Below are 24,219 nucleotides of genomic sequence, written 5' to 3'. Positions count from 1 at the left end.
AGCGCCGATGGTAGTTGGGGCTTTGCCCCTGCGAGAGTAGGACGCCGCCAGGCAATTGAAGAAACCATGATACGGAATTCCGTATCATGGTTTTTTGCATGAAATTCTGTTATCAATTAGATTTAGTAAGTTTTCTGGAACAAGTCTTAATTTGCCTGTTTGAAAGTCTTCTAGTGGCTTCCAATAAACGTTAAATGACATTCCATTGTCCTCTATTCCTTGAAAAGATTCTAGCTCATAATAGGAAGGATCTATGAATCTTGCATCATATACCATAACAATCTCATGTCCGATTTTTCCATTAAATGTAAATATATTTTCAGTCGTGCCTAAATACGTAAGCTCATTTATTTCAGCATCTATCTCTTCTTTAACTTCTCTTATAATTGTTTCTGAGCTTCTTTCTCCAAATTCAACACCACCACCAATTGGCCGGTAAAAGAATTCCTGTTTTACTGAATCAAATCCTTCAGCCACTAGAATAAATTTGTTGTTCTTAAATATACAAATAGCCAATGTTCTAATGAGTCCCTTTTTCATTTGCAAACCTCCGGTCGAAAAAATAAGTAACAATTAGGTCCTATTTAACTACCAATATCGTATCATATTATTAGTTGATCACCCACATAAACTCCTTGGTTTTACCTCGTAGGTTTGAAGTGGGGGGCTTGCTGCAAGTTATATGCAGGATAAAAAATTTAGAAGAGGGTGAAAGTGATTTATTTTACTTACATACGGTATCAATAATTAATTATATTCTTTTTACACTTTTGAAAATACAAATATATGTAAACATAAACGTTAATAATAGAATTTTCCAAAGAAAGGTCAAATTGCATGAGTAAAAATGTACCCGTATAATAGAGAACATAAGAACGATTATATAAAACTAATAAATAACTTCTTGAACAGAATACTGTAATTACCCATTCTATATGATATTTGGTAATATAATCAAAATAGTTATGGGAACATCTAAACGATTAAAAATATATTATAATAGAAGTAAGAAACGCTTTACTTTATGAAGGAGGAAGTTTCTATGAAACTATTTCATACTGCTGATTGGCATTTAGGGAAACTAGTACAAGGTGTATACATGACGGAAGATCAGAAATTTGTATTGGATCAATTTTTACAAGCAATCGAAACGGAAAAACCAGACGCTGTTATTATTGCAGGAGATTTATATGACAGAGCTGTTCCACCAATAGAAGCTGTACATTTGTTAGATGAAATCTTAGAGACAATTGTTTTGAAATTAGAAACTCCAGTATTGGCTGTTGCAGGAAATCATGATAGTCCTAGCAGGTTAAATTTTGGTAGTAAAATTATGAAGGAAAAGGGTTTTCATGTTATTGGTAATTTATCTAAAGATGTTGATCCGGTTATATTAAATGATGAGTTTGGTGATGTACATTTTCATCTTATTCCTTATTGCGATCCTAGTGTCGTACGTACCGTATTCGAGGATGAGGAAATTCGTTCTCATAATGATGCGATGAGAAAAATTGTTGAAACCATTAAACATTCGATGGAGCCAAACAGTCGACACGTATTTATTGGACATGCTTTTGTCACTCCCTTTGGAGAAGAAGAGGAAAATACGAGTGACTCTGAACGTCCCCTTTCAATTGGTGGGGCAGAATACGTTGATGCTCACCATTTTTCTCCTTTTAATTATACTGCACTTGGCCACTTACATCAGGCTCATAAAGTACTACAAGATAATATTCAATATTCGGGTTCCTTATTGAAATATTCCATTTCGGAAGAGCATCATAAAAAAGGATTCTATGTTGTTGATATGGATGGTGAAGGAAACGTTGCTTTAGAAAAGCGCCTATTTAAACCAAAAAGAGATATTCGTACAGTTGAAGCAACACTAGAAGAATTATTAACACATCCAGTAAATGAAGATTACGTATTTGTTCGGCTTGCTGATGAGGCACCAGTATTATCACCTATGGAAAAGGTTAGATCCGTATACCCCAATGCAATGCATGTGGAACGAAAAAAATATGGGATATCTCCAAATATAGAGGATGAATCAGAATCTGTAAACCGCAGTAAAATGAGTGATTTAGAGTTGTTTAAAGCTTTTTATAAAGAAGTAAAAGGAATTGAAGCAAATGAAGAGACAGAAGCAATCATAAAAGAAGTTTTTGATGAATTACTTCATGAAGAAAAAGAATGGCGCACCAATCCAAAAGAAGTTACAACGAATAAGTAGGGGAGTGATGGGAAATTGAAACCTTTGAAATTAAAAATGACTGCATTTGGTCCTTATAAGAATACGGAAACCGTTGATTTTAAAGAGTTAAATGATAATAATTTGTTTGTTATCTCTGGTAATACAGGAGCAGGAAAGACGACTATTTTTGACGGGATTTGTTTTGCACTTTATGGAAGCGCAAGTGGTACAGATAGAGAGGATCACAAGATGCTTCGGAGCGATTTTGCAGAAGATGACACCCATACATCGATTGAATTAGAGTTCGAATTGCGTGGTCGAATGTACCGGATTCTTCGCCAACTTGGCCATGTAAAACAAGGAAATAAGTCCAAAACAGGTGAAAAATACGAGTTTTATGAAAAAATTGGTGAACAAGAAGTACCTTGTGTTGATCGGCAAATAGTCAGTGAGATTGATAAAAAAGTTGAATCTATTATTGGCTTAACACAAGATCAATTTAAACAAATTGTTATGTTACCTCAAGGTGAATTTCGTAAACTATTAACTTCGCAAACAGAAAATAAAGAAGCCATATTACGAAGGCTTTTTAAAACAGAATCCTATAAAGAAATGAATGAAATTTTACGAAATAAAAAGCAAATGATTGAGAAAGAATTTGATCAGTCAGAACAATCAAAGGACCAACTTATTCAGCAAATTCGTGCATCACTTCCTAATCGTGAGGATTCATTATTATTTCAAGTATTGGGTGAAGACCATTATAACGCGAATCAAGTCGTAACAGGTTTAGAGCAGGAAGCAGTTTTTTATCAACAGAAGATTGAAGCTGATCAAGATGAATACGATCAAGCTTACAAGTCCCATGAGAGAAAACAGGAAGAGTTCTCATCTGCTAAAGTTTTAAATGAACGGTTTCAGGAATTAGATCAAAAAGAAAATCAACGGAAAGAATTACAAGATCGTATTCCAGAATTTCGTACAAAAGAAAAACAATTCGAAGATGCAGAAAGAGCAAGTAATCTAGAAGTATATGAAAAGCAAGTTATTGAATGGACTAAAGATGAGCAAATTAAATCCAAAGCACTTACTAATTCTGAATTTGAAAAAATACAAGCTGATCAACAGTTAGAAAAGACAGAAAATGTATATAGGAAAGAAGAGTCCAGGAAAGCAGAACGTGAAGAAATCGGGAGAAAAATTGACCGTTTAAAGGAGTATCTTCCTACTGTAAAAGACATCACTACTAGAGAACGACAATTGCAAGAACTAGCAGTGAAGGGGAATCAAGCCAAAGAAAAGTTGAAGCTTGTAAAGGAATCCCTTCATAAAGAACAAGAAAAAGCAGAAAAAGTAGACTTAAAAATAAAGCAAATGGATAAAGACGTTAGCCAACTGCCAGAAAAACACCAACAGCTAACGGAGATGAGGGAAAAAGCCAAAGTTTTAAAAGATTTCCTTCACCTTAAACAAACCCAAACACAATTAACCAAGGACTTAGAATTTAAGAAAACAGCCTATGAGAAGTCGAGGGAACAATATCAAACTACAGAAGAACTTTGGATGAATAATCAAGCTAGTTTAATAGCCACACATTTACATGACGGTAAGGCATGTCCAGTATGCGGTAGTTTGGAACATCCGAATAAAGCTACCCAGCATAATAACTCTGTTACGAAGGATGAACTAGAGCAATTAAAAAAAGAACTTGATGAAAAAGCTGATATTTACCGAAATGCCGCTGCTAAACAAGAAGCGAACCTTTCCCAACTAAAGGAAAAAACAGAAGAATTATCTAATTTTTCCATATCAGCTACGGATGCTGTGGAAGTAAATAATAAGTTGGTAGAAGAAGGTACTCGTTTGAACAAGGAAGTGAAAGAATTACAGGAGATGAGGGAGGTATTAGTTAGGGAGAAAGAATCGTACGAGACGATTAAGAACGAATTGAAAAAATTGGATAAACAAAAAGAAGAATTTGATACTAACTATCAAGAACTTCGATCAACTTACCAAACTTCTAAGGCTGTGTACGATGAAAGGTTACGTAATATACCAGAAGAATATAGAACGTTATCAAAATTAGAGGAAGAAATACAAAAGAATGAACAACAAAAATATAAACTTGATCAAGCCTGGGAGCAAGCGCAAAAGCAACTGGATCAGGCAAAACTTGAGCAGACCAAGGCGACTTCCAATCACTCTCATGCAGTAAAACAGTTAGAAGAGACGAATGAGAAATTAAAACTTGCTAGAAATCAGTTTAAAGAAAAGATTGAGGAAGCAGAGTTTGAATCTGAAAATGCATATCAAGAAGCTAAAATAGCTGAGGCAGAATGTAATAAACTAAAAGATTCTATCCAGAAATTTAATGAAAAACGTTCACTAGTAGAACAGCAAGTAGAAGATTTAAGAAAATCCTTACATGGGAAATCAAGAGTTAATGTTCTTGCGATAGAGGAAGAAGTGAAAAAACTAAAAGAAACCTATGAGATTGCACTAAATAAGTTGAATCTATCAAAAGAATATTTAAAGGAATGCACTGAATTAAAACAAAAGATTTTAGATGTCGAGGAACAGCTTCGTATTTTTGAGAAGAAACTTACTACAATTACTGATCTATACAACGTTACCAGGGGACAGAACGAGCAAAAAATATCCTTTGAAAGATATTTACAAATTGAGTATTTGGAACAGATTATTGAAGCAGCCAATGAAAGGTTAAAACGGTTGTCCAACGGTCAGTACTACCTGATCCGTAGTGATCGCCAAGAATCTCACGGAAGACAAAGTGGACTGGCATTAGATGTGTATGATGCCTATACTGGACAAACACGTGATGTAAAAACACTTTCTGGAGGAGAAAAGTTCAATGCCTCATTGTGTTTAGCCCTTGGAATGTCGGATGTTATTCAAAGCTTTCAAGGTAATATTTCAATCAACACAATGTTTATTGATGAAGGTTTTGGTTCATTGGACGAGGAATCTTTAAACAAATCTATCGATACGTTGGTTGATTTACAACAATCAGGTCGTATGATTGGCGTTATCTCCCATGTACAAGAACTGAAAACCATGTTTCCAGCGACATTACAGGTATCTAAGACTAAAGAAGGACATAGCCAAACGAAATTTGTTGTAAAATAATAGTAGTGATAACTTTATTTGCTAGTAAATTCAAATAGAAATTGACTCTCGTTTAATTGATGAAAATATTAATAAATGAAGGTTAACGCTTTCTATTATAAAATCCCGTGTTATTCTCTTTGAATTAACACGGGATTATTTTTGACTAAAGCCGTTCACCATTTTTTAAGCGTTCAATAAATTCATTTAGATCTTCTTTTTTTACTCTCCAATGCCTACCTATTTTAAAACCAGGAATTTTCCCTTCCTGAACAAGTTTATATGTAGTCATTTCACTTAGCTGCAAGTACTCCGCAACTTGTGCAACCGTCATTATCTCTCTTTCCATAAGGTCGCCCCCAAATAGTTATCATGTTTGTATCATACCATAGAACCGCTAAACAATAAAAATATATCAGGTCAGTTAGATTCAATTATACTCAGTTATAAGTAAATATAAAATTATAGCTTTTTATACAATTTAATAGAAAATAAAAGAAAATAGAAGAGTTTCAAAGTAAATCTCGAATGATCGCGTTTCCATGGCGTTTTGAACTGTGATACGGATATGGTATGATTCTTCTTGTTCTTAGCGGTAAAAAACGTCAACATAGTGTTAACGTTATTCAAAAAAAATAAGAGAGGTGCTAACATGAACATACAGCAACTAAAACAAAATTGGTTTGGAAATGTACGTGGTGATGTATTAGCTGGTATCGTTGTTGCACTTGCTTTAATTCCTGAAGCAATTGCATTTTCGATTATCGCTGGAGTAGATCCAATGGTGGGACTTTATGCATCTTTTTGTATTGCGGTAGTTATTGCATTTGTTGGTGGACGTCCTGGAATGATTTCTGCTGCAACTGGTGCTATGGCATTAGTGATGATTACACTCGTTGCAGATTATGGATTACAATATTTGCTTGCGGCAACGATATTAACGGGAGTTCTACAAATAATATTTGGAGTATTTAAATTGGCAAATATTATGAAGTTTGTCCCTAGGTCGGTAATGGTAGGATTTGTTAATGCATTAGCAATATTAATCTTTACCTCTCAACTTCAACATTTCATAGGTGAAAGCTGGGTAATGTATGTAATGGTGGGGTTGACACTAGCAATTATATATATTTTACCTAGATTTACAAAAGCAATTCCATCTACTCTTGTTGCTATTATCGTCGTAACAGCAATTGTTATTTTTGCTAATTTAGAAATGCGGACTGTTGGTAGTTTAGGGAACTTGACACAACAATTACCAGTCTTTTTGATTCCATCAATACCGTTTAATTTGGAAACTTTGATGATTATTTTTCCTTATTCATTATCACTAGCAATTGTAGGCTTACTAGAGTCATTATTAACAGCTAATATAGTAGATGATATGACAGATACGGAAAGTGATAAAAATAAAGAAAGTCGTGGACAAGGCATAGCCAATATCGTTTCTGGATTTTTCGGTGGCATGGCAGGATGTGCAATGATCGGACAGTCTGTTATTAATGTGAAATCAGGTGGAAATGGTAGATTATCAACGCTAGTCGCTGGAATATTTCTTATGTTCTTGATAATTGTTCTAGGGGGAGTTGTTGTTCAAATTCCAATGGCTGCATTGGCTGGAGTTATGATTATGGTTTCAATCAGTACTTTTGATTGGTCCTCAATACGTAATTTGAATAAATTACCAAGAACAGATGCCGCAGTTATGGTTATTACAGTTCTAACCGTTGTGGTGACACATGATTTGTCCAAAGGTGTTCTAGCAGGCGTTCTATTAAGTGCAGTTTTCTTTGCTGCAAAAATATCTAAAGTAAAAGTAAATGAGATTGTGGCATTAGAAGGTACGAAAAAAGTTTATAAGATTAATGGTCAAATATTCTTTGCTTCAGTAAATGATTTATTAGATAAAATTAACTTTAACGATACTGTTAAAGAAGTTGAGATTGATCTTTCAAATGCACATTTATGGGACGACTCTGCTGTTGGTGCATTGGATAAAATAGAGACAAAATTTGAACAAAATAATATTCGTGTATCCTATAGCGGATTAAATGAAGAGAGTAATCACTTGAAGAAGAAAATTGGTGGATTATCCAAAGCTTCTGGACATTAATAATTGATGTATCGGTGTCAGGCACTTGTCGAATACTCGACAAGTGCCTGGCACCTTTTTGTATGATAGAATGAGTTGTTAGCAATTCAAGGTAACTTATGAGGAATCATTGGGATTTACGCATTAATAAGAATAATAATAGATACTAAACTTACTTCGACCAACATATATCGACAGGTGCCTGGCACCATTAGTGAAAGCACCAAAGGAGAGGACAACATGAAGATGGATACTTATTTTTATCGTTTTTTAGAAAACGTGTCGAAAGAGCTGGCATTAGTTGCTAGGGAGTTGGAATTTAGTATATTTACTAGTCCGAGGACGATGTTGACACATGCTAGAGTTTTTGTGGAAAATATTTTGGATCAGGTGATTCGAGCGGAAGCTATTCCATCGGAGCAGTGGAACAGCTTAAAGGATAGAATTGATTTACTTGATAAACATGGATATATTAAATCAGAAATACGTGATGCATTACACCATGTTCGACAAATCGGTAATCAAGCAGCACATGACGCACGTTCATTTCGTTATTCGGAAGCACTAATCTCTTGGGAATCTGTTTATCAAATTGTTAAATGGTATGTTGAGGTATACGGACCGGTTCATGTAAAAGTACCTGAATATCAAGATCCCAAGCCAAGGATGGAAAAACAATATGATATTACAGAAATAGAAGTTCGATTAAAATCCCTAGAAAAAATACTTACGGAATCTGTTCAACAACCCATAAACGATCAGGTCGACGATAATACAGAAATTAATATTATTACTAACGAAAGTCAGATGGAAACGCTAGCGCCAGGCTATACAACGATACGAAACATTAGCTACAAAGGCGAGCAGTTAGGCATACCTCATTTTTTGAGGGATGCATTCTTGTTACCACAGAGGTTTACAAAATCAGAAACGTTTCTGATTAGGCTAGGGGCCGAACAGCAGGCAAGAATCATGAGTGAACTTCCGCGTAGATTGGAGGGGCTACATCATCATGTGAAACGTTTTGGGGAACGTAATGATGAAAATTTGTTTGAGGAATTAAAAATTTTCATAGAGGAAGAAAAATTTCGTAGAAAGCTAACCCTAGAACGTCCTGGAGAACTATTTTTATTTTACAAAGAAAAACACATTGTCCTTACAGAAAAACTAGCCAATGTACCTCTTACGACAGAAGAATTTTCAGGAATTCCTAGTTTGTTACGTCAATTAAAACAAGATCAAATTGAGATGGTTGGTCAATTACCTAGGGAGCTCGTTATTCTAGCAAAATATGAGAATGTCGGCACAGGTACGGTAGAAAATCTGTTTAACCAGATAACAGAAAAATAGGTTGCTAGAAAAAACATAATTCTCCATACTACCCTGCAAAATTAGATACTATTTAATTTTGCGGGGGTTTTGTGTAGCCATATTTATTTTTAATTCGCATAAGTATCTTATTGAAAACAATTGGTGGGGAAAAGTTGAAATAAATTCACTTTACATCATGAAATGAATACAACCAAGTCCTTGCTTACTGAATAAAAGGGTTGGTGGGAGGAGAATAAAGTGAAACGTGCAGTCGTATTAGTTGGGTGTTTCATATCTGTTTTATCAGCTTGTGTGGATGATGCAGAGCTAAGCGGTGAAGTGGAAGATAACAGGAGTGCGGAAGAAGTGCCAGAGGCCAACATAAAAAATGGAGAAAAAGAAGTTAATGAACAAGATATTATTGAAGTCTATACAAAACAGTTGGATGCAATGGAAACTGGGGATGAAGGGACATATATGAATACATTATCCATGGATCCAGATACAGAAGAAAATATAAGAAGTCAATTTCAGCTGATACAAGAGATTGGAGCAGTGATTGAGGCGCAGGAAATGGAAGTCACCTTTGATTCGTCAACGAAGGCTGATTTATATGTTAAGCAAAAGATGTATACGGTGGAAGAAAATCAAGAGTTTTTGGATCGTATCCTAGAAGTTATTTATCATATGGAGAAGGTGCATGGAAAATGGAAGATGGTTGGTTCCTCTGCGATAGGAATAACCTTTCTTGAGGAATTGGCTAATTAAATGTATGTAAAAAAACAAGGGGAATCCCCTTGTTTAACGATCATCATGTGTCCAGGTCGTCTCATTTCCACTAACTGGACATGATGGAAACCTTTCACCTTTAGCAATTTGTACCGTTTTACCAGACTGACATAGGTATTGTCCAGTTGCTGGAACTCCCTGTCCCGTCCGGTATTCCCGGGTTTCGTTTTGCATACATACACCTCCAATAGCATACCTAGGTATGTAGGATTCCCAATTGAAATTTTTTAATTCCTGTCTGGTAAGAATCTATGAATCGATGGGAAAAGCACTTTATAGGTTCGTTAACATATATTGTATTAACTTGTTAAAATTTCAGGAGGGAATTGGTTATGTATTATTTGTATGACCCTTATCAGGCATTGTACCCATCCTATTATCAACCAATTATTCAATATCCGTGGGGATACCCAGTTTATGTTAAATATTTTCCTATTCGCCAACAATATCCAGACGTTGATGCAGATCTCTTTTTTAAATCAGCGGGGGCATTTAAGCATTTAATGGCAGATGCTTCAGTCATTCTAAATAAACTATCAGAGGATGAACAATTGGCGTATAAAATAATGGATGAAGCGCAAAAAAACAAAACAGAAAAAGTTAAAGAATTAATTGAATCTACCGGTGTTCAGGGGGATGTCGATGTCGATTACAACCCAGATGGACTTAACCTTACCATGCACTCTCAAGTAGAAGGAACAGACTGTTGCAAGCTAACCATGACCTTAAGATGGAGGTAGATCCGTAAATCCAACACAATGCAACTAACAATGATAAGTGCCTGGCACCGATTTTGGAATTTTTTTCGTTTGTGTATGCATATGTATAGTGTTGGAGGGGTGATTTTGTGGGGTAATTTCTGTGATGAATTATAAGGGTGGTGTAGGGAAGACGACCATTGCAGCAAATCTTGCTGGGGAAATTGCTAATAGAGGAAATAGGGTGCTGTTAATTGATTTGGATCCACAAGCGAATTTAACGTTGTCCTTTGTGACAATTGATCAATGGCTGGACTTAGACCGTAAAGGAAGGACCATTAAGCATTGGTATGATGAGTTTCTAGATCGGGATCAAGATGTGTCATTAAAGGAGTCGGTCATTACGCCAAGCGTTGTAAATAATAAGCTTGAGCAGGGAAAAATTGATATGATATGCTCGCACTTGGAGTTAATTCATGTGGATATGGAACTTTCAAGTAGGTTAGGCGGAAACACAGAAAGAACGATTCGGAGTAATTATTTACGTGTTTTAACAAGGTTGCAAAATAAACTGGAAGAAATTAATGATGATTACGACATCATTATTATTGATTGTCCTCCAAATTTTAATTTGGTTACCCAAAACGCTATCATTGCAAGTGATGCATTTGTTGTTCCTGCAAAAGCGGATTATTTATCTACCCTTGGAATAAATACGTTGGTTCGTCATGTGAAAGATCTAGAGGAAAAGTTTAATCAATATGCAATTGAAGCGGAGGAAAGAACAATCTCTCCTAAAATGTTAGGAGTTATTTTTACGATGGTTTCCTTTTATAAACAGAAACCAACAGCTGTCCAACAGGAATATATAAATCAGGTTGAACGTGAACATCGCTGCTTTCGCTTTTTGTTGCGGGAAAACAAAACATTGTTTGCGATGGCTCCGGAGACAGGAGTACCGGTCGTACTTGGAAAAGGCTATCCACAGCAGGAACGTGTACGCGAAGAAATACAAGGTATCGTAAAAGAGATCCTAACTTTAACAAGGATGTTTACGTAGGAGGGAGGCAAGTGGGGAAAAAAGAAACAGAAAAACTCTTATTCATATTGATGGATTTTATTTCAGATTTATCGAACGAGCAATATCAAAATTTGTTAAGCGGAAAAGCAGTGGTTCGGTATGAACAGTTGGAGCCTAACCAGCGTACTGCATTGCTAGTAGAAAAGTTTAGGAGCGATATCCGTTTATTGAAATTAGAAGACATTAAAAAACAGTTTAAGAAAGAAGAATTGCTTTTAATCAGCGAGCATTACAATGTTTCAAATAAATCACGAGATACGAAGCAAGATATTATTAATAAGTTGGTTCATTCGTTTGGAGAAAACATAAAATCAACGGCTAATAATGATCACATGCACCAAAAGTTAGCTGAGGAAATACATAAGTTTGATTCGGTCGAAAAGGGTAAGGATTATTTAGCTAATCACCCTAAGCTTCGAACAAAAAAAGATATTATTGCGTTGGCTAAATCGATGGATGTTTACGTTTCACAAACTTATACAAAACAAAAACTCTTAAATCGAATAGCGGAATCCATCATAGGCGCAAAATTACGAGGCCAAATTATACGTTCAGAAAAATAGGTGCCAGGCACCTGTCGGAAGTTCGACAAGTGCCTGGCACCTATTTTTTTGTTTGATTATATAAGTAAATAGTTATATACTAATAAAGTAATATATTAGGGGGGATTAATATTGTTGAATACTGATGTTGTTAATATAGAGAAAGCAGCTGCAATTTTTAAATTGCTGGGGGATCGTACTCGGTTAACAATGATGAAGATCTTAGAGAATAACGATTGCTGTGTTTGTGAGTTTGTTGAAATTTTTCAAGCAAGTCAACCCTCTATCAGTCAGCATTTACGTAAACTTCGAGATATTGGTCTTGTCGAAGAAGAAAGAAGAGGACAATGGATTTTTTATTCCATGAATAAGGAAAATGAATTTTTTCCATTTGTTCAACAAGTTCTTTCACAGATACCAAATCAAGACGACAAGCTAAAACAGTTAGAAGAGAATGGATCAAGAATTTCGTGTTGTTAATTGGAGGGATAAATTTTGCTTACAATGGAAGTAATACTAGCATTTATTATTTTTCTTATCACATTAATCCTAGTTATATGGCAACCTAAAGGTTTGTCCATTGGCTGGTCTGCGTGCGGTGGAGCGATTGTCGCTTTAATTGTAGGAGTAGTAGGGTTTCAAGATGTGATTGAAGTAACTGGTATTGTATGGAATGCAACATTGGCTTTTGTTGCGATCATTCTTATATCTTTAATATTAGATGAAATTGGATTCTTTGAATGGGCCTCGCTACATATGGCTAGGGCGGCAAAGGGAAATGGCATTAAAATGTTTGTCTATGTAAGTATTTTAGGGGCAATTGTAGCGGCATTTTTTGCAAATGATGGGGCAGCATTAATTTTAACACCCATCGTATTAGCAATGGTTCGCAATTTGAATTTTAAGGAGAAAATGGTATTTCCTTTTATTATGGCTAGTGGATTTATAGCAGATACGACGTCATTACCGCTTGTAGTCAGTAACCTAGTGAATATTGTATCTGCAGACTTTTTTGCGATTGGTTTTGTAGAATATGCTAGTCGTATGATTATTCCAAACCTATTTTCTTTGCTTGCGACAATTGGTGTCCTATTAGTTTATTTTAGAAAAAGTATTCCAAGGAAATACGATGTTTCCCAATTAAAAAGGCCAGAAGAGGCGATTAAGGATTTAAAAATGTTTCGTTTATCCTGGTTTGTCCTATCCGTACTGTTAATCGGCTATTTTGTGAGTGAATTTATCAATCTTCCGGTATCGATTGTGGCTGGTGTAATTGCAATCTTCTTCTTACTTATGGCTAGAAATAGCGCAGTTGTGGACACCATGTCCGTAATAAAAGGTGCTCCTTGGGCAATCGTATTTTTTTCAATTGGAATGTATGTAGTTGTATTTGGATTACGTAATGCTGGCCTAACAGATATTTTAGCCTATGTTATCCAACTTGCTGCAGAAGAAGGGCTCTTTATTGCAACGATCTCCATGGGATTCATAGCAGCTATTTTATCATCTATTATGAACAATATGCCGACTGTTATGATTGATGCAATTGCAATTGCAGAGACAGATACAACGGGGGTAATTCGGGAAGCGTTAATTTATGCTAACGTTATTGGTTCGGATTTAGGGCCGAAAATTACACCGATTGGTTCCCTTGCTACATTGTTATGGCTCCATGTTTTATCTCAAAAGGGTGTGAAAATATCATGGGGGACATATTTTAAAACCGGTATTGTTCTAACACTTCCAATCTTATTTATTACGTTATTAGGATTATATCTTACACTTACAATATTTTAACAAAGGAGAATGAATATGGATAAAAAAATAATTTATTTCTTGTGTACGGGTAACTCGTGCAGAAGTCAAATGGCAGAAGGTTGGGCAAAGAAATATTTAGGTGATGAGTGGGAAGTGAAAAGTGCGGGAATTGAAGCACATGGATTAAATCCCAATGCAGTAAAAGCGATGAATGAAGTCGAAATTGATATTTCTGATCAAACTTCAGATATCATTAATCCAGAAATCTTGAATAATGCAAAACTTGCAGTAACGTTATGTGGTGATGCGAAAGATAAATGTCCTGTTACACCTCCATACGTAAAACGGGAACATTGGGGATTTGACGACCCAGCAAAAGCTGAAGGTACAGAAGCAGAAAAGTGGCAAGTTTTCCAACGTGTCCGTGATCAAATAGGGCAGCGAATAAAACAATTTGCCGAGACAGGAGAATAATAATTAAAAGGTGCCAGGTACTTGTCAATCTAATTTCGATAGGTGCCTGGCACCTTTTTGATGATTTGTTGACAAATTGTCAACGGTGTTGTAGAGTTCATAATAGTTAATAGAATAATAGGATGGTAGAGGATGCAAAAAATGGTAACAGAAGGTAGTTTAGGTGAGTTTTTATTAGATTCTATGAAGAAGAAATCTCTTTCCATGCGAAAACTTGGGAAGGATACAGGGATTGATCCTGCGGTTATATCCAAGATTGTTAATGGAAAACGTAAAGCAAATCTTAATCATTTGCAAAAGTTTTCTAATAGTTTAGAAGTCCCATTACCAACTTTGATTCATTTATCGGGTTATTCTCTTGGTGGCAAGAAGGCTGCAGAGGATAGAGGAGAATTACATTTCTCCGTTAATCACATCCAGGCAATGCTTACCCATTCTAGGGTTAAAGCGGATGCTTTTTCCATGGAGAGAATTGAACACCTTCTTTCCCATTATGAATCTTTTGGTGCAACGCAAGCCGGTAGAAAGACGATACGAAATGCGTTTAAGGAAAAGTTAAAAACAGTAGGAAGTGCTGGGTTCTACATGAAGCAACTTGAAGAAATGTATCATTATTTTAGACTACAAAAAGGATCTAAAAAACGCTTACTTATTATGGGAAGTGCGTTACTCTACTTTATATTTACCTTAGACGCTATTCCTGACTATATTTTTGCTGTAGGTTATTTAGATGATGCGTTTGTAGTCCAATATATTACACATATGTTATCGGTAACCGATTCATAGAAATCGATACAAACAAAGAGGTAATTTGGATGAAGCAAAGAGAAGAAAAAAAAGATTACGTTTTATTATTCGTACTAGGATGTTTATTGATATATAGTCTGATAGCTGTATATAGTGGATCCGGACAGTATGTTCAAGAAGATCCTTATTTTTTTGTCAAAAGACAACTGTTTTGGTATGTAATAGGTTTTATCATTATGATGTGTACAGCTTATTTTGATTATCAATTACTCGAACGAGTTGCATTGTATCTATATATAATGGGTGTTACAATGCTACTCACAGTACACTTTTTTGGAGTTACAAAAAATGGTTCCACACGTTGGATTGACTTAGGATTTTTTGACCTCCAACCATCAGAATTTATTAAAATATTTCTTATTTTACACTTGGCTGTGCTCTTGAAAAGAATAGGCGTTGAAAGAATCACGTTTACAGCTAGTATTTTTATTACAGTAAAGGTTATTCTATTTGCTGTATTTCCATTTGCATTAATACTTGTCCAGCCTGATCTAGGATCAGCTTTAATGATTGCGTCTATTACGATCATTATGTTAGTTATTTCAAGTATTTCGTTAAAAATGATTGGATTATTGGTAATAAGTTTATTTACAAGTTTTTTATCATTGGTCTACATCTATTTTAATTATTTCGATTTATTCACTAAGATATTCAAACCTCATCAAATGGGACGTATTTATGGGTGGTTAAATCCAAATGAATATGCCTCTGACTATGGATATCAGTTAAAGCAGGCAGTTCTAGGTATTGGTTCAGGACAATTAACAGGTGCTGGATTTAACCAAGGAGTACAAGTGCAAAACGGAAAAATTCCTGAAGCACATACCGATTTTATTTTTGCAGTAATTGGAGAAGATTTTGGTTTTGTTGGAGCTTGTATTTTAATTAGTTTATATTTTATTTTAATTTATAGGATTATAGTAATTGCTTTGGGGTCAAACGATTTATTTGGCGCTTATATAAGCGTTGGTATTGTTGGACTTTTAACGTTCCAAGTCTTTCAAAATATTGCTATGACAATTGGGTTAATGCCTATAACTGGCCTTCCTTTACCCTTTATAAGTTACGGTGGTAGTGCCTTACTAACAAATATGATAGCCATGGGACTAGTACTTAGTGTACATAAACGTTCAAGAAATTATATGTTTGCTTCTGATTAGGTTAAGATAGGAGTTATACTATGTTCAAAGAGCATTAAAATTCGAAATGGAATCTCATAAAAGAAAATCCAACGTGACATACTAAAAGTTAACGTCAAAGAATTTTCGGTGCCAGGCACTTATCAAAAATTGACAAGTGCCTGGCACCGAATTCGAAAGGGAGGTGGGTTTGTCAATGAGTTTGTCGATGAATGAAAATGAGGTTATGGTGGCTTTAATACAATCGTTGAAAGAAGGGAAGAAACCTACGTTTCAAACCATTGTAGATGAATTGCAGCCATATGATTTGGCGCAGCAATATCTTCATTTGCCTCGAAAACATAAAAATAAATTTATTCTTTATCTGTCAATTGAACAGTTATCGGATCTAATACAGGAATTAGAAGAAAAAGACGATCAACTAGATGTACTACATAAGTTAGGTATAGAAAAGTCATCACAAGTGCTGGATTTAATGGAAAACGATGATTTGGCAATGTTATTATCAGACTTGGAACCCGAAATAATTGAAGAATTATTATCTGAAATGAAGCAAGAGGAGATTGAAGTTGTTCAAAACCTCATGAATTATCCATCAGAAACCGCTGGACGAATCATGACCAACCGGTATGTATGGATTCCTAAGAAATATACGGTTCGAGAAGCCGTAGATAAAATCAAACATTTCGCAGAGCTGGCTGAGTACTTAAATTATTTATATGTCATTGATGAAGCCAAAAGGCTAGTCGGTGTTGTTTCTTACAAGGATTTACTGCTTGCAGATCTTCAAGATAAAGTAGAAGAGATTATGTTCACACGATTGGTAAAGGTAAATGTGCATACCGATCAAGAAGAGGTCGCAAAATTAATTAGTCGGTATGACTTCGTATCCATTCCAGTAATCGAAGAAGACGAAACTTTAGTTGGTGTCGTTACGGTTGATGATATGATTGATGTTGTTATACAGGAAGCCAATGAAGATATTGAAAAACTTTCTGCATCAGGTAAAGCGATTGATTTCAATACGAAACCTATGATAGCTGCATATCGCAGATTACCGTGGCTCATTCTCTTATTATTGATTGGTCTTGTTTCAGGAAGTATTATTAGTGGATTTGAGGATACGTTGGATCAAGTAGTTGCACTAGCATTTTTTATGCCAATGATTGCTGGTATGACAGGTAACACCGGAACCCAATCCTTGGCGGTTGTTGTTCGGGGATTGATTACAAATGATCTCGATTTTAAAAGCGTAATAAAGCTAATCTTACGAGAATTGTGGGTAGGTATTATTATAGGTATTGTTTGTGCCATTTTAATTGCTATTATCGCATATTTTTGGCAAGGTGATTTAATACTTGGTTTTGTTGTTGGGAGTTCGTTATTGTTAACACTAATCATTGGTACATTAGCTGGGACTGTTATCCCACTCATACTTTATAAATTTAATGTGGACCCGGCTGTTGCATCCGGCCCTCTTATCACAACAATTAATGATATTCTATCCCTTTTCATTTACTTTGGATTGGCAACCATATTCCTAACACAATTAACATAAATAACGGTGCCAGGCACTTGCCGAATTTCGACAAGTGCCTGGCACCGAACTACATTAGACACCGTATGTGTTGATTTCAAATAGGTCGATGAGGTCGATGTTTGGGTTCTTATCTTTGAACCAGTTTAAGGAGAATTCGTTCTTGAATAGAACTAAGAAATTTCCTTCCCGATCTCGGACAAGCATATTTCTTTCATCAAATAATGATTCATTTACTTGTTCTTGCTTTAACCATCGTGGAATTCGTTCTCCAATCGTTTCAAAAACGACATCCACATTATATTCATTCTTCATACGATATTGAAATACCTCATATTGTAATTCTCCTACAGCACCAATGATATAGGATTCTGTTCGCTTATCACGGAATAATTGAATGGCACCTTCCTGAACCAGTTGGTCGATCCCTTTTTTAAATTGCTTCGCTTTCATGACATTTTTGGCTGCAACTTTCTTGAATAATTCTGGAGGGAATTGTGGCAATTCATCATATTCGTACCTATCTTTTCCTGCAATAAGTGTATCACCAATTTGATAGGCATTCGGATCATATATACCAATTATATCCCCAGCATACGCTTCATCAACGGTATCACGATCAGATGCGACAATTTGCTGAGACTGGGCTAGCTTTATCGTTTTATTTGTTCGAGCTAAAGTAACACTCATCCCACGTTCAAATTTACCCGAGCATACTCTTAGAAAGGCTACCCGATCACGATGGGCAGGGTTCATGTTTGCTTGAATTTTAAAAACAAAACCTGAAAAGTCTGGATTTCCCGGCTGAATAACTCCTCCCGTTGTTTTACGTGGTGTTGGAGCTGGAGCCATAGAAATAAACGTATTAAAAAATGTCTCCACCCCAAAAGGCGCTAATGCACTCCCAAAAAATACAGGGGTTTGTTTCCCGCTTAAAACGGCATCTAACGAAAATTGATCTCCTGCTTCATCAAGTAGTGTTAGTTCTTCCTCAGCTGCCTCATAGGTTGCTTGGGTTACCAATTCAGTGTGATCAGGCTGTTTCAGTTCCTCGTATGGGATATAGCTTTCCTCTTCATTTCCATTGTACTGTACAAATTGCTTCTCATGACGATCAAAGATACCGAGAAATCTTTTGCCCATACCAACAGGCCAATTCATTGGATACGTTTCAATATCTAACACTTCTTCAATTTCTTCTAATAATTCAAGAGGTTCTTTCCCTTCACGATCGAGCTTATTAATAAAGGTGAAAATCGGAATACCTCGCATGCGACAAACTTTAAACAACTTTAGGGTTTGGGCTTCAATCCCTTTTGTCGCATCAATAATCATAACGACACTATCTACAGCTGTAAGTGTTCGGTACGTATCTTCACTAAAGTCTTCGTGACCTGGGGTATCAAGTATATTTACCTGGTATCCTTTATATGGGAAATTCATGACACTCGAAGTAACTGAAATTCCGCGTTGTTTTTCAATTTCCATCCAATCTGAAGTCGCGTATTTTCCAGACTTCTTCCCTTTAACCGTACCAGCAGAACGAATTAAATTTCCATATAATAGTAACTTTTCGGTTAATGTTGTTTTCCCTGCATCCGGGTGGGAGATAATTGCAAATGTTTTTCGTTTATTAACTTCTTCTTGAATACTCATAACAAAAATCCCTTCTTTATTAGTTCGTTTATTTTTTAGTTTGGGATTTATTTTACATTGGACCAATGCTCCTTCGTATTATCTAATCACCATCAAAAGATAGCACTTGTTCCGTATTTCGTCAATCTCTGTATCTTGACTATTTCAAACGGTCTGTTCTATGATGAAAAAATACGGTGTATGTTTAAGAGGGGAGAGGGAGAACATAGATCTCAATTACATAGGAAAAAAAATAAAAGAAATGCGTCTACGAAAAAAACGAACCCAACAACAGGTTGCTGATGAATGTGGTATCTCTAAGAGTTTATTGTCCAAAATTGAGAATGGACAAACTGCATCGGCAATTGCAACATTGTCCAAGATTAGCGATGCCTTGGAGGTTCCTCTCTCATGGGTACTGGAAGAAAAACCTGAACAAGACCTTGTATTATTACCAAAATCAAAGAGACCGTCCAAAATTGGCGACGAAAACATGGGGTATTCGTATGAGTTATTAGCAAATCGTTCCCAATATACAGGTATTGAACCCACGATTGTACATGTTACGCCGAAGGACCTTAACGTACGTGAGGAATTATATACTCATTCACAGGATGAATTTATTTTTATTTTAGAGGGTTCGATTTATCTGAATTATGACGGTGAAAAACATTATATGGAAAAAGGGGATAGTGCATATTTTCAAGGATCGAAACCTCACTTGTTTATTCCCGTTAATAATGATGGGGCACAAGTACTGACTTTTTTTATTACAAACCCAATGGAAACCTGAGATCTTTTATAGTTCTCAGGTTTTTATTTATAGATAAGCGTATATTAAGCTTACTTATAGCCACAGCTACGTCCAGCTCAGGCGCCCAGCGACTAGCCCAACTCTCTCACCTCCGTACAATAAAGAAGACTTATCTACTGGCTCTGCAGGAGGTTTAGTCGCACTTATACCCTTGTGGTGAAATCGGGCATCGGCTTCCGGGAATAAGGGAGGTCGCCTAAAGTCGGCCTTTGCGCTTTTGTTTTTTTGTAATCTTTGAATTATTGGAATTTTATACAAGAATTATGAGATAATCTATTAATCAAAGGGTGAGGAGTGTTACTGATGGATCCAATAGAGATGCATGAAATTCCAGTTGAGATAAAAGACAAGCTTTCGATTACAAATATCTCATTTCCAAAACAAGGTTGTACTTCTGACGTAGGTATTGTTGAGGCTTATGGAAATAAATATGTTTTAAAACGGGCTAAAGAGAAGCTTTACCGTCAGTGGTTAGAAAAGGAAGCAGAGGTACTTCAACTGTTGTCAGGAACAGCTTTACCAGTGCCTAAAATACATCAGCATATAGTTGATGAAAAGAATGATCAAAGTTGGATTGTAATGAACTATATCGAAGGAATATCTCTTGGGGAAGCACTACAACAAAGTCATACTGAAAATGATCGTTTAGATTTAATCTATCAATATGGAAAAATATTAAAGAAATTGCACGAAACCCCTTGTCCGATAGAATTGATTAAACAAAAGTCCTGGCTGGAAGATATGTTGGAACAATCCCAATTTAACTTGGATCATTATGAAGTGGATGGAAATCAAAGGTTATTAGATGAATTAAGGGAAACTAAACCAAAGGATTATCCACAATCATTCATTCATGGGGATTTTACCATTGATAATGTATTGGTCAGAGATGGGAAAGTTGTCGGTATTATCGATTGGAGTGGCGGAGCTTACGGAGACCCAAGATATGATGCTGCTTTAGCGATACGTCCCAAACCAAAGGCATTTGAAAACGAAGAAGATAAGAACGTATTTTTCCAAGGCTATGGGGAACGGATTATTGATGAATGGGAATATGAATATTTTGAACAAGGGCTTTATGAGTTTTTTTAGGTATTCCTTCCTATTGCATGTTTGGTACTCACAAACTTATCAAAGAGATGGGAGAGATTATGTGGAATTTCAAACAGAACGATTGGTACTTAGACCCTACACATTGGATGATTATGACAATTGGCTTTCACAATTCAAAAGTAGATTACCAGCCCAACATAAGTATGATGACGGCAGACCTATTAATATATCAAGTTTCACAAAGTCATGGTACCGGAATTGGATAAATGGGTTTCAAAAATTAGCCCAAAAGGATGAAATGTACATTTTAGGAGTGTTTCGGAAAAGCGACGGAGTAAATGTTGGGAAAGTAGAATTAATAACATTATTACGAATGGATTATCACTGGGCAACGATGGGGTATTCTATCCATAATCAGCATTGGCGAAATGGTTACGGAACCGAGAGTGTTACTGGTGCAACTAAACTATTTTTCGATAGATTAAATTTTCATCGTATTGAGTTACATATTAACGTTGATAATATTCCTTCTATTCGACTAGCAGAAAAAGCTGGTTTTACATTTGAATGTGTAAGGGAGAAGTTTTCTTATGAAAATAACAGATGGAATGATTTCTTGATATATTATAAGAATCGTTCTTATTAAGATTGTAAAGAAAAATGAGCTTCAAATTAAGCTCATTTTATAGCAATAAAATAAAAGGTTAGCGAATCACTTGTCGCTTGGATTATACTCATCATAAGTAAGACGAGTTACTTTCGTTGATTCTCCATGTTCGATTTCGGCCTTTGTAGCGTCTTCTCCGTAAGAATCTTCTGGATCTATACCTGGAGCCACACCACGAATGTTTGTATTGTTTGTTCTTTTCTTCCTATCCATTTAACGGTTCCTCCTTAAAAATTCGTTGTGAAATAAATATCTATATCTTTACGTTCCCCAACAGTTCACATATTTATCAAAAATCGTGGATTTGCTCATAAACGCGACTTAGCGCAAATTCGACAAAGTTATGCTTATAAATATCAGTTAAATGATCAAATTCGACAAAAATACGCTCATAAAATTTAACTCGTATGAATCGAACTTTTAAAGGCAAAATACAATGGAGTCCAAAGTGAAAGAGGTGATAAAATGACACATCAAGCTCAACAAACGCTACAACAAATTGCACAAATTGCCCAGCAATTAGAACAAACCGAGCGTCAAAATGCTTCTATGTTACAGAACTCTCAGCAACAGGGAGCAGCAAATATGGGGGCACAGCAACCATTAGCTCAACGTGAACAAAATGCTGCGCAGCAATTACAACAGATCCAGCAACTTGTTACCCAATGTCAAACACAACTAAACCAACAACAATAAGCAATAAGGTGCCAGGCACTTGTCGAATTTTCGACAGTGCCTGGCACCAATCCTTCTAAGTTAGGATTTCTTTTTTTCTGAGGTGTTTAATGATTTGTCGTGCTGCATTTTGAACGGAGGTTTGTGCGGTATGGATGGTTAGTTCAGGGTTTAGAGGTTTCTCATAAGGGGAGTCTATACCAGTGAAGTCTTTTATTTTACCATTCCTTGCTTTCTGATATAGACCTTTTGGGTCTCTCCGTTCACAAATTTCAAAAGGGCAATCAACGAAAACCTCTATAAATTCGTGTTCTTCAAATAATTTTCTTACTTGATCCCGATCTTTTTGAAAAGGGGATATAAATGCAGTCATTACGATTTGCCCACTATCTACAAATAGTTTTGCTACCTCACCAACTCGGCGGATATTTTCTATTCGATCTTCCGCACTAAAACCAAGTTCTTTATTTAGACCGTGCCGAATATTATCTCCATCCAATACATAGCTTTGAACGCCTAAATCATACAACTGACAGTCTAATTCATTGGCTAACGTAGACTTTCCTGAACCGGAGTATCCAGTAAACCATAATACACAGCTTTTATGATTATTTAATTGATGTCGGTCTTTTTTGGTTACTACAGTCGGATGCCAAATGATATTCTGTTGTATCAAATTATCGCCCCGCTTCCATTAATGGTTTTGACATACCTTTGATTAATGTTTCGGCTACTTCTGGTCTACTAAATTGTTTTGGAGGCATTTTTCCCTCACGTAACATCGCTCTTACTTTCGTACCTGAAAGGGCAACATGGTGTTCAACTGCATGGGGGCATGTTTTAGCAGTTCCCATGCTTTCACATTTCGTACAATAGAAGCTGTTCTCAAATCGAAGAATAGTTATTCCAATTTCATCTTCTTCAAAATTCTCAAAGATTTGCTGTGCATCATAGGTACCATAGTAATCACCTACGCCTGCATGATCACGCCCAACAATAAAGTGGGTACAACCATAGTTTTTACGGACAATTGCGTGAAACACCGCTTCACGCGGACCAGCATAACGCATTGCTGCTGGGAAAACAGATAAGCTGACACGGTCTTTAGGATAATAGTTATCCAATAAGATTTGGTAGCATTTCATTCTTAGTTCACTTGGGATGTCTCCTGCTTTTGTTTCACCAACTAAAGGATGAAGTAATAACCCATCAACTGTTTCAAGCGCTGTTTTTTGAATATATTCATGTGCACGGTGAACAGGGTTTCGAGTTTGGAAACCTACAATAGTTTTCCAACCAAGCTTTTGAAATTTTTCCCGTGTTTCTTTAGGGGATAAATAATAATCTTGAAATCTATCTTTTTTAGGGTATTTAATTAATGTTATTGGACCACCAACATATGTGTCAGGTCGCTCTATTACTTTTCTAACACCGGGATGATTTTTATCTGTCGTTTGATAGACGTTTTGAACTTCTTCCATTTTGTCTGGTGTAAAGATATCAGTTACAGTTAGTACGCCATATACAGTGTGATCATAAACCAAGTTTACGGTATCCCCAGGTTTTAGCATTTGCGCTTTTTCATTTTCCACAGGAAGTGTAATCGGAATACTCCAAGGAAGCCCATATTTAAGACGCATATTTTGAACAACAGCATGATAATTTTCCTCATCCATAAATCCTGTTAATGGACTAAAGGCGCCATTTGCTAATAACTCCAAATCACTTAAGGCAATAGAATCAAGCTCAACATTCTCCTTTGTGTAATCAATCTTGTAATTTATGTCTATTTGATTAACTAGTGACCCACCGTGGGGGTTAATCATG

25 protein-coding genes are annotated in these 24,219 nt (G+C 35.9%); 18 read left to right on the top strand and 7 right to left on the bottom strand.

All coding sequences use genetic code 11. From position 1 onward, the window contains the following. Positions 1-84 precede the first annotated feature (84 nt). Positions 85-540, bottom strand: a complete 456-nt coding sequence (locus BMX40_RS16580) for an NUDIX hydrolase (RefSeq protein ID WP_090871996.1) — start codon at positions 538-540, stop codon at positions 85-87. Between the two features lie 502 nt (positions 541-1,042). Between BMX40_RS16580 and BMX40_RS16575 the strand changes: the two genes are divergently transcribed. Together BMX40_RS16575 and BMX40_RS16570 are read left to right on the top strand one after the other, a co-directional pair. Continuing rightward, positions 1,043-2,233, top strand: coding sequence for an exonuclease SbcCD subunit D (locus BMX40_RS16575; protein ID WP_090871994.1), 1,191 nt, complete (start codon positions 1,043-1,045; stop codon positions 2,231-2,233). Between the two features lie 15 nt (positions 2,234-2,248). Further along, positions 2,249-5,341 carry an AAA family ATPase gene (locus tag BMX40_RS16570; protein WP_090871992.1) on the top strand — a complete coding sequence of 1,031 codons (3,093 nt, stop codon included), beginning with the start codon at positions 2,249-2,251 and terminating at the stop codon, positions 5,339-5,341. Between the two features lie 145 nt (positions 5,342-5,486). Here the strand turns inward: BMX40_RS16570 and BMX40_RS16565 are convergent, their stop codons facing one another. After that, positions 5,487-5,669, bottom strand: coding sequence for a helix-turn-helix domain-containing protein (locus BMX40_RS16565; protein WP_090871990.1), 183 nt, complete (start codon positions 5,667-5,669; stop codon positions 5,487-5,489). Between the two features lie 303 nt (positions 5,670-5,972). Between BMX40_RS16565 and BMX40_RS16560 the strand changes: the two genes are divergently transcribed. The 3 genes from BMX40_RS16560 to BMX40_RS16550 all read left to right on the top strand — a co-directional run bounded on the left by BMX40_RS16560 (position 5,973) and on the right by BMX40_RS16550 (position 9,491). Continuing rightward, positions 5,973-7,433, top strand: a complete 1,461-nt coding sequence (locus BMX40_RS16560) for a SulP family inorganic anion transporter (RefSeq protein WP_090871988.1) — start codon at positions 5,973-5,975, stop codon at positions 7,431-7,433. A gap of 219 nt (positions 7,434-7,652) precedes the next feature. Next, positions 7,653-8,762: a DUF4145 domain-containing protein gene (locus BMX40_RS16555; RefSeq protein WP_090871986.1), complete on the top strand. Its 1,110-nt coding sequence runs from the start codon at positions 7,653-7,655 to the stop codon at positions 8,760-8,762. A gap of 219 nt (positions 8,763-8,981) precedes the next feature. Beyond that, positions 8,982-9,491, top strand: a complete 510-nt coding sequence (locus tag BMX40_RS16550) for a hypothetical protein (protein WP_090871984.1) — start codon at positions 8,982-8,984, stop codon at positions 9,489-9,491. A gap of 33 nt (positions 9,492-9,524) precedes the next feature. Here BMX40_RS16550 and BMX40_RS20410 read toward each other — a convergent pair whose 3' ends face one another. Continuing rightward, positions 9,525-9,686: a hypothetical protein gene (locus BMX40_RS20410; RefSeq protein WP_170840831.1), complete on the bottom strand. Its 162-nt coding sequence runs from the start codon at positions 9,684-9,686 to the stop codon at positions 9,525-9,527. A 158-nt stretch (positions 9,687-9,844) separates the two neighbouring features. On the opposite strand from BMX40_RS20410, the gene BMX40_RS16545 reads away from it, so the two are divergent. From BMX40_RS16545 to mgtE, 9 genes are all read left to right on the top strand, one after another. Further along, a complete protein-coding gene (locus BMX40_RS16545; protein WP_090871982.1) occupies positions 9,845-10,252 on the top strand; it encodes a YuzC family spore coat inner layer protein in 408 nt (135 codons plus the stop codon). Positions 10,253-10,376: 124 nt separating this feature from the next. Further along, positions 10,377-11,270: a ParA family protein gene (locus BMX40_RS16540; protein WP_244513641.1), complete on the top strand. Its 894-nt coding sequence runs from the start codon at positions 10,377-10,379 to the stop codon at positions 11,268-11,270. Between the two features lie 11 nt (positions 11,271-11,281). Beyond that, positions 11,282-11,854, top strand: coding sequence for a hypothetical protein (locus tag BMX40_RS16535; RefSeq protein WP_090871978.1), 573 nt, complete (start codon positions 11,282-11,284; stop codon positions 11,852-11,854). Positions 11,855-11,965: 111 nt separating this feature from the next. After that, positions 11,966-12,313 carry an ArsR/SmtB family transcription factor gene (locus BMX40_RS16530; RefSeq protein ID WP_090871976.1) on the top strand — a complete coding sequence of 116 codons (348 nt, stop codon included), beginning with the start codon at positions 11,966-11,968 and terminating at the stop codon, positions 12,311-12,313. 24 nt (positions 12,314-12,337) lie between these two features. Beyond that, positions 12,338-13,630: an arsenic transporter gene (locus BMX40_RS16525; RefSeq protein ID WP_090872014.1), complete on the top strand. Its 1,293-nt coding sequence runs from the start codon at positions 12,338-12,340 to the stop codon at positions 13,628-13,630. A gap of 15 nt (positions 13,631-13,645) precedes the next feature. After that, positions 13,646-14,065, top strand: a complete 420-nt coding sequence (gene arsC, locus BMX40_RS16520; protein WP_090871974.1) for an arsenate reductase (thioredoxin) — start codon at positions 13,646-13,648, stop codon at positions 14,063-14,065. A gap of 132 nt (positions 14,066-14,197) precedes the next feature. Further along, positions 14,198-14,851 (top strand): DUF1232 domain-containing protein, encoded by a 654-nt coding sequence (locus BMX40_RS16515; RefSeq protein ID WP_090871973.1) that lies wholly within the window; start codon positions 14,198-14,200, stop codon positions 14,849-14,851. Positions 14,852-14,880: 29 nt separating this feature from the next. Beyond that, positions 14,881-16,032, top strand: a complete 1,152-nt coding sequence (gene rodA, locus BMX40_RS16510; protein WP_090871970.1) for a rod shape-determining protein RodA — start codon at positions 14,881-14,883, stop codon at positions 16,030-16,032. Positions 16,033-16,207: 175 nt separating this feature from the next. Further along, positions 16,208-17,569, top strand: a complete 1,362-nt coding sequence (mgtE, locus tag BMX40_RS16505; protein WP_090871967.1) for a magnesium transporter — start codon at positions 16,208-16,210, stop codon at positions 17,567-17,569. A gap of 54 nt (positions 17,570-17,623) precedes the next feature. Here the strand turns inward: mgtE and BMX40_RS16500 are convergent, their stop codons facing one another. Further along, the gene (locus tag BMX40_RS16500) at positions 17,624-19,204 is read right to left on the bottom strand and encodes a peptide chain release factor 3 (protein WP_090871965.1); all 1,581 of its coding nucleotides are present in this window, start codon (positions 19,202-19,204) and stop codon (positions 17,624-17,626) included. A gap of 160 nt (positions 19,205-19,364) precedes the next feature. On the opposite strand from BMX40_RS16500, the gene BMX40_RS16495 reads away from it, so the two are divergent. From BMX40_RS16495 to BMX40_RS16485, 3 genes are all read left to right on the top strand, one after another. Further along, entirely contained in the window at positions 19,365-19,976 is a 612-nt protein-coding gene (locus BMX40_RS16495) for a helix-turn-helix domain-containing protein (protein WP_342028689.1), read from the top strand. Between the two features lie 324 nt (positions 19,977-20,300). After that, positions 20,301-21,089 (top strand): phosphotransferase family protein, encoded by a 789-nt coding sequence (locus tag BMX40_RS16490; RefSeq protein WP_090871963.1) that lies wholly within the window; start codon positions 20,301-20,303, stop codon positions 21,087-21,089. A gap of 61 nt (positions 21,090-21,150) precedes the next feature. After that, positions 21,151-21,696, top strand: coding sequence for a GNAT family N-acetyltransferase (locus tag BMX40_RS16485; RefSeq protein ID WP_244513634.1), 546 nt, complete (start codon positions 21,151-21,153; stop codon positions 21,694-21,696). Positions 21,697-21,762: 66 nt separating this feature from the next. On the opposite strand, the gene BMX40_RS20405 is transcribed toward BMX40_RS16485, so the two are convergent. Then, on the bottom strand, positions 21,763-21,930 hold the full coding sequence (locus BMX40_RS20405) for a hypothetical protein (RefSeq protein WP_170840830.1): 168 nt from the start codon (positions 21,928-21,930) through the stop codon (positions 21,763-21,765). Between the two features lie 252 nt (positions 21,931-22,182). On the opposite strand from BMX40_RS20405, the gene BMX40_RS16480 reads away from it, so the two are divergent. After that, on the top strand, positions 22,183-22,413 hold the full coding sequence (locus tag BMX40_RS16480) for a hypothetical protein (protein WP_090871961.1): 231 nt from the start codon (positions 22,183-22,185) through the stop codon (positions 22,411-22,413). A gap of 55 nt (positions 22,414-22,468) precedes the next feature. Here the strand turns inward: BMX40_RS16480 and cysC are convergent, their stop codons facing one another. Then, a complete protein-coding gene (cysC, locus tag BMX40_RS16475) occupies positions 22,469-23,065 on the bottom strand; it encodes an adenylyl-sulfate kinase (RefSeq protein ID WP_090872007.1) in 597 nt (198 codons plus the stop codon). Between the two features lie 4 nt (positions 23,066-23,069). Further along, on the bottom strand, positions 23,070-24,218 hold the full coding sequence (gene sat / locus BMX40_RS16470; RefSeq protein WP_090871959.1) for a sulfate adenylyltransferase: 1,149 nt from the start codon (positions 24,216-24,218) through the stop codon (positions 23,070-23,072). Position 24,219: the final 1 nt, after the last annotated feature.

The sequence above is a fragment of the Oceanobacillus limi genome, assembly GCF_900111445.1.
Taxonomy (GTDB): domain Bacteria; phylum Bacillota; class Bacilli; order Bacillales; family Amphibacillaceae; genus Ornithinibacillus; species Ornithinibacillus limi.
Note: the sequence above shows the minus strand (reverse complement) of the source record. Positions and strands in the feature narration are given on the sequence as shown.

What these genes read in the sequence shown, in the direction of transcription:
- BMX40_RS16560 (WP_090871988.1), top strand. Translation starts at nt 5,973, where the DNA reads ATGAACATACAGCAACTAAAACAAAATTGGTTTGGAAATGTACGTGGT.
- rodA (WP_090871970.1), top strand. Translation starts at nt 14,881, where the DNA reads ATGAAGCAAAGAGAAGAAAAAAAAGATTACGTTTTATTATTCGTACTA.
- BMX40_RS16540 (WP_244513641.1), top strand. Translation starts at nt 10,377, where the DNA reads ATGAATTATAAGGGTGGTGTAGGGAAGACGACCATTGCAGCAAATCTT.
- BMX40_RS16545 (WP_090871982.1), top strand. Translation starts at nt 9,845, where the DNA reads ATGTATTATTTGTATGACCCTTATCAGGCATTGTACCCATCCTATTAT.
- BMX40_RS20410 (WP_170840831.1), bottom strand. Translation starts at nt 9,686, where the DNA reads ATGCAAAACGAAACCCGGGAATACCGGACGGGACAGGGAGTTCCAGCA.
- BMX40_RS16480 (WP_090871961.1), top strand. Translation starts at nt 22,183, where the DNA reads ATGACACATCAAGCTCAACAAACGCTACAACAAATTGCACAAATTGCC.
- arsC (WP_090871974.1), top strand. Translation starts at nt 13,646, where the DNA reads ATGGATAAAAAAATAATTTATTTCTTGTGTACGGGTAACTCGTGCAGA.
- mgtE (WP_090871967.1), top strand. Translation starts at nt 16,208, where the DNA reads ATGAGTTTGTCGATGAATGAAAATGAGGTTATGGTGGCTTTAATACAA.
- BMX40_RS16575 (WP_090871994.1), top strand. Translation starts at nt 1,043, where the DNA reads ATGAAACTATTTCATACTGCTGATTGGCATTTAGGGAAACTAGTACAA.
- BMX40_RS16515 (WP_090871973.1), top strand. Translation starts at nt 14,198, where the DNA reads ATGCAAAAAATGGTAACAGAAGGTAGTTTAGGTGAGTTTTTATTAGAT.
- BMX40_RS16500 (WP_090871965.1), bottom strand. Translation starts at nt 19,204, where the DNA reads ATGAGTATTCAAGAAGAAGTTAATAAACGAAAAACATTTGCAATTATC.
- BMX40_RS16555 (WP_090871986.1), top strand. Translation starts at nt 7,653, where the DNA reads ATGAAGATGGATACTTATTTTTATCGTTTTTTAGAAAACGTGTCGAAA.
- BMX40_RS16495 (WP_342028689.1), top strand. Translation starts at nt 19,365, where the DNA reads ATGATGAAAAAATACGGTGTATGTTTAAGAGGGGAGAGGGAGAACATA.
- BMX40_RS16565 (WP_090871990.1), bottom strand. Translation starts at nt 5,669, where the DNA reads ATGGAAAGAGAGATAATGACGGTTGCACAAGTTGCGGAGTACTTGCAG.
- BMX40_RS16580 (WP_090871996.1), bottom strand. Translation starts at nt 540, where the DNA reads ATGAAAAAGGGACTCATTAGAACATTGGCTATTTGTATATTTAAGAAC.
- BMX40_RS20405 (WP_170840830.1), bottom strand. Translation starts at nt 21,930, where the DNA reads ATGGATAGGAAGAAAAGAACAAACAATACAAACATTCGTGGTGTGGCT.
- BMX40_RS16490 (WP_090871963.1), top strand. Translation starts at nt 20,301, where the DNA reads ATGGATCCAATAGAGATGCATGAAATTCCAGTTGAGATAAAAGACAAG.
- BMX40_RS16525 (WP_090872014.1), top strand. Translation starts at nt 12,338, where the DNA reads ATGGAAGTAATACTAGCATTTATTATTTTTCTTATCACATTAATCCTA.
- sat (WP_090871959.1), bottom strand. Translation starts at nt 24,218, where the DNA reads ATGATTAACCCCCACGGTGGGTCACTAGTTAATCAAATAGACATAAAT.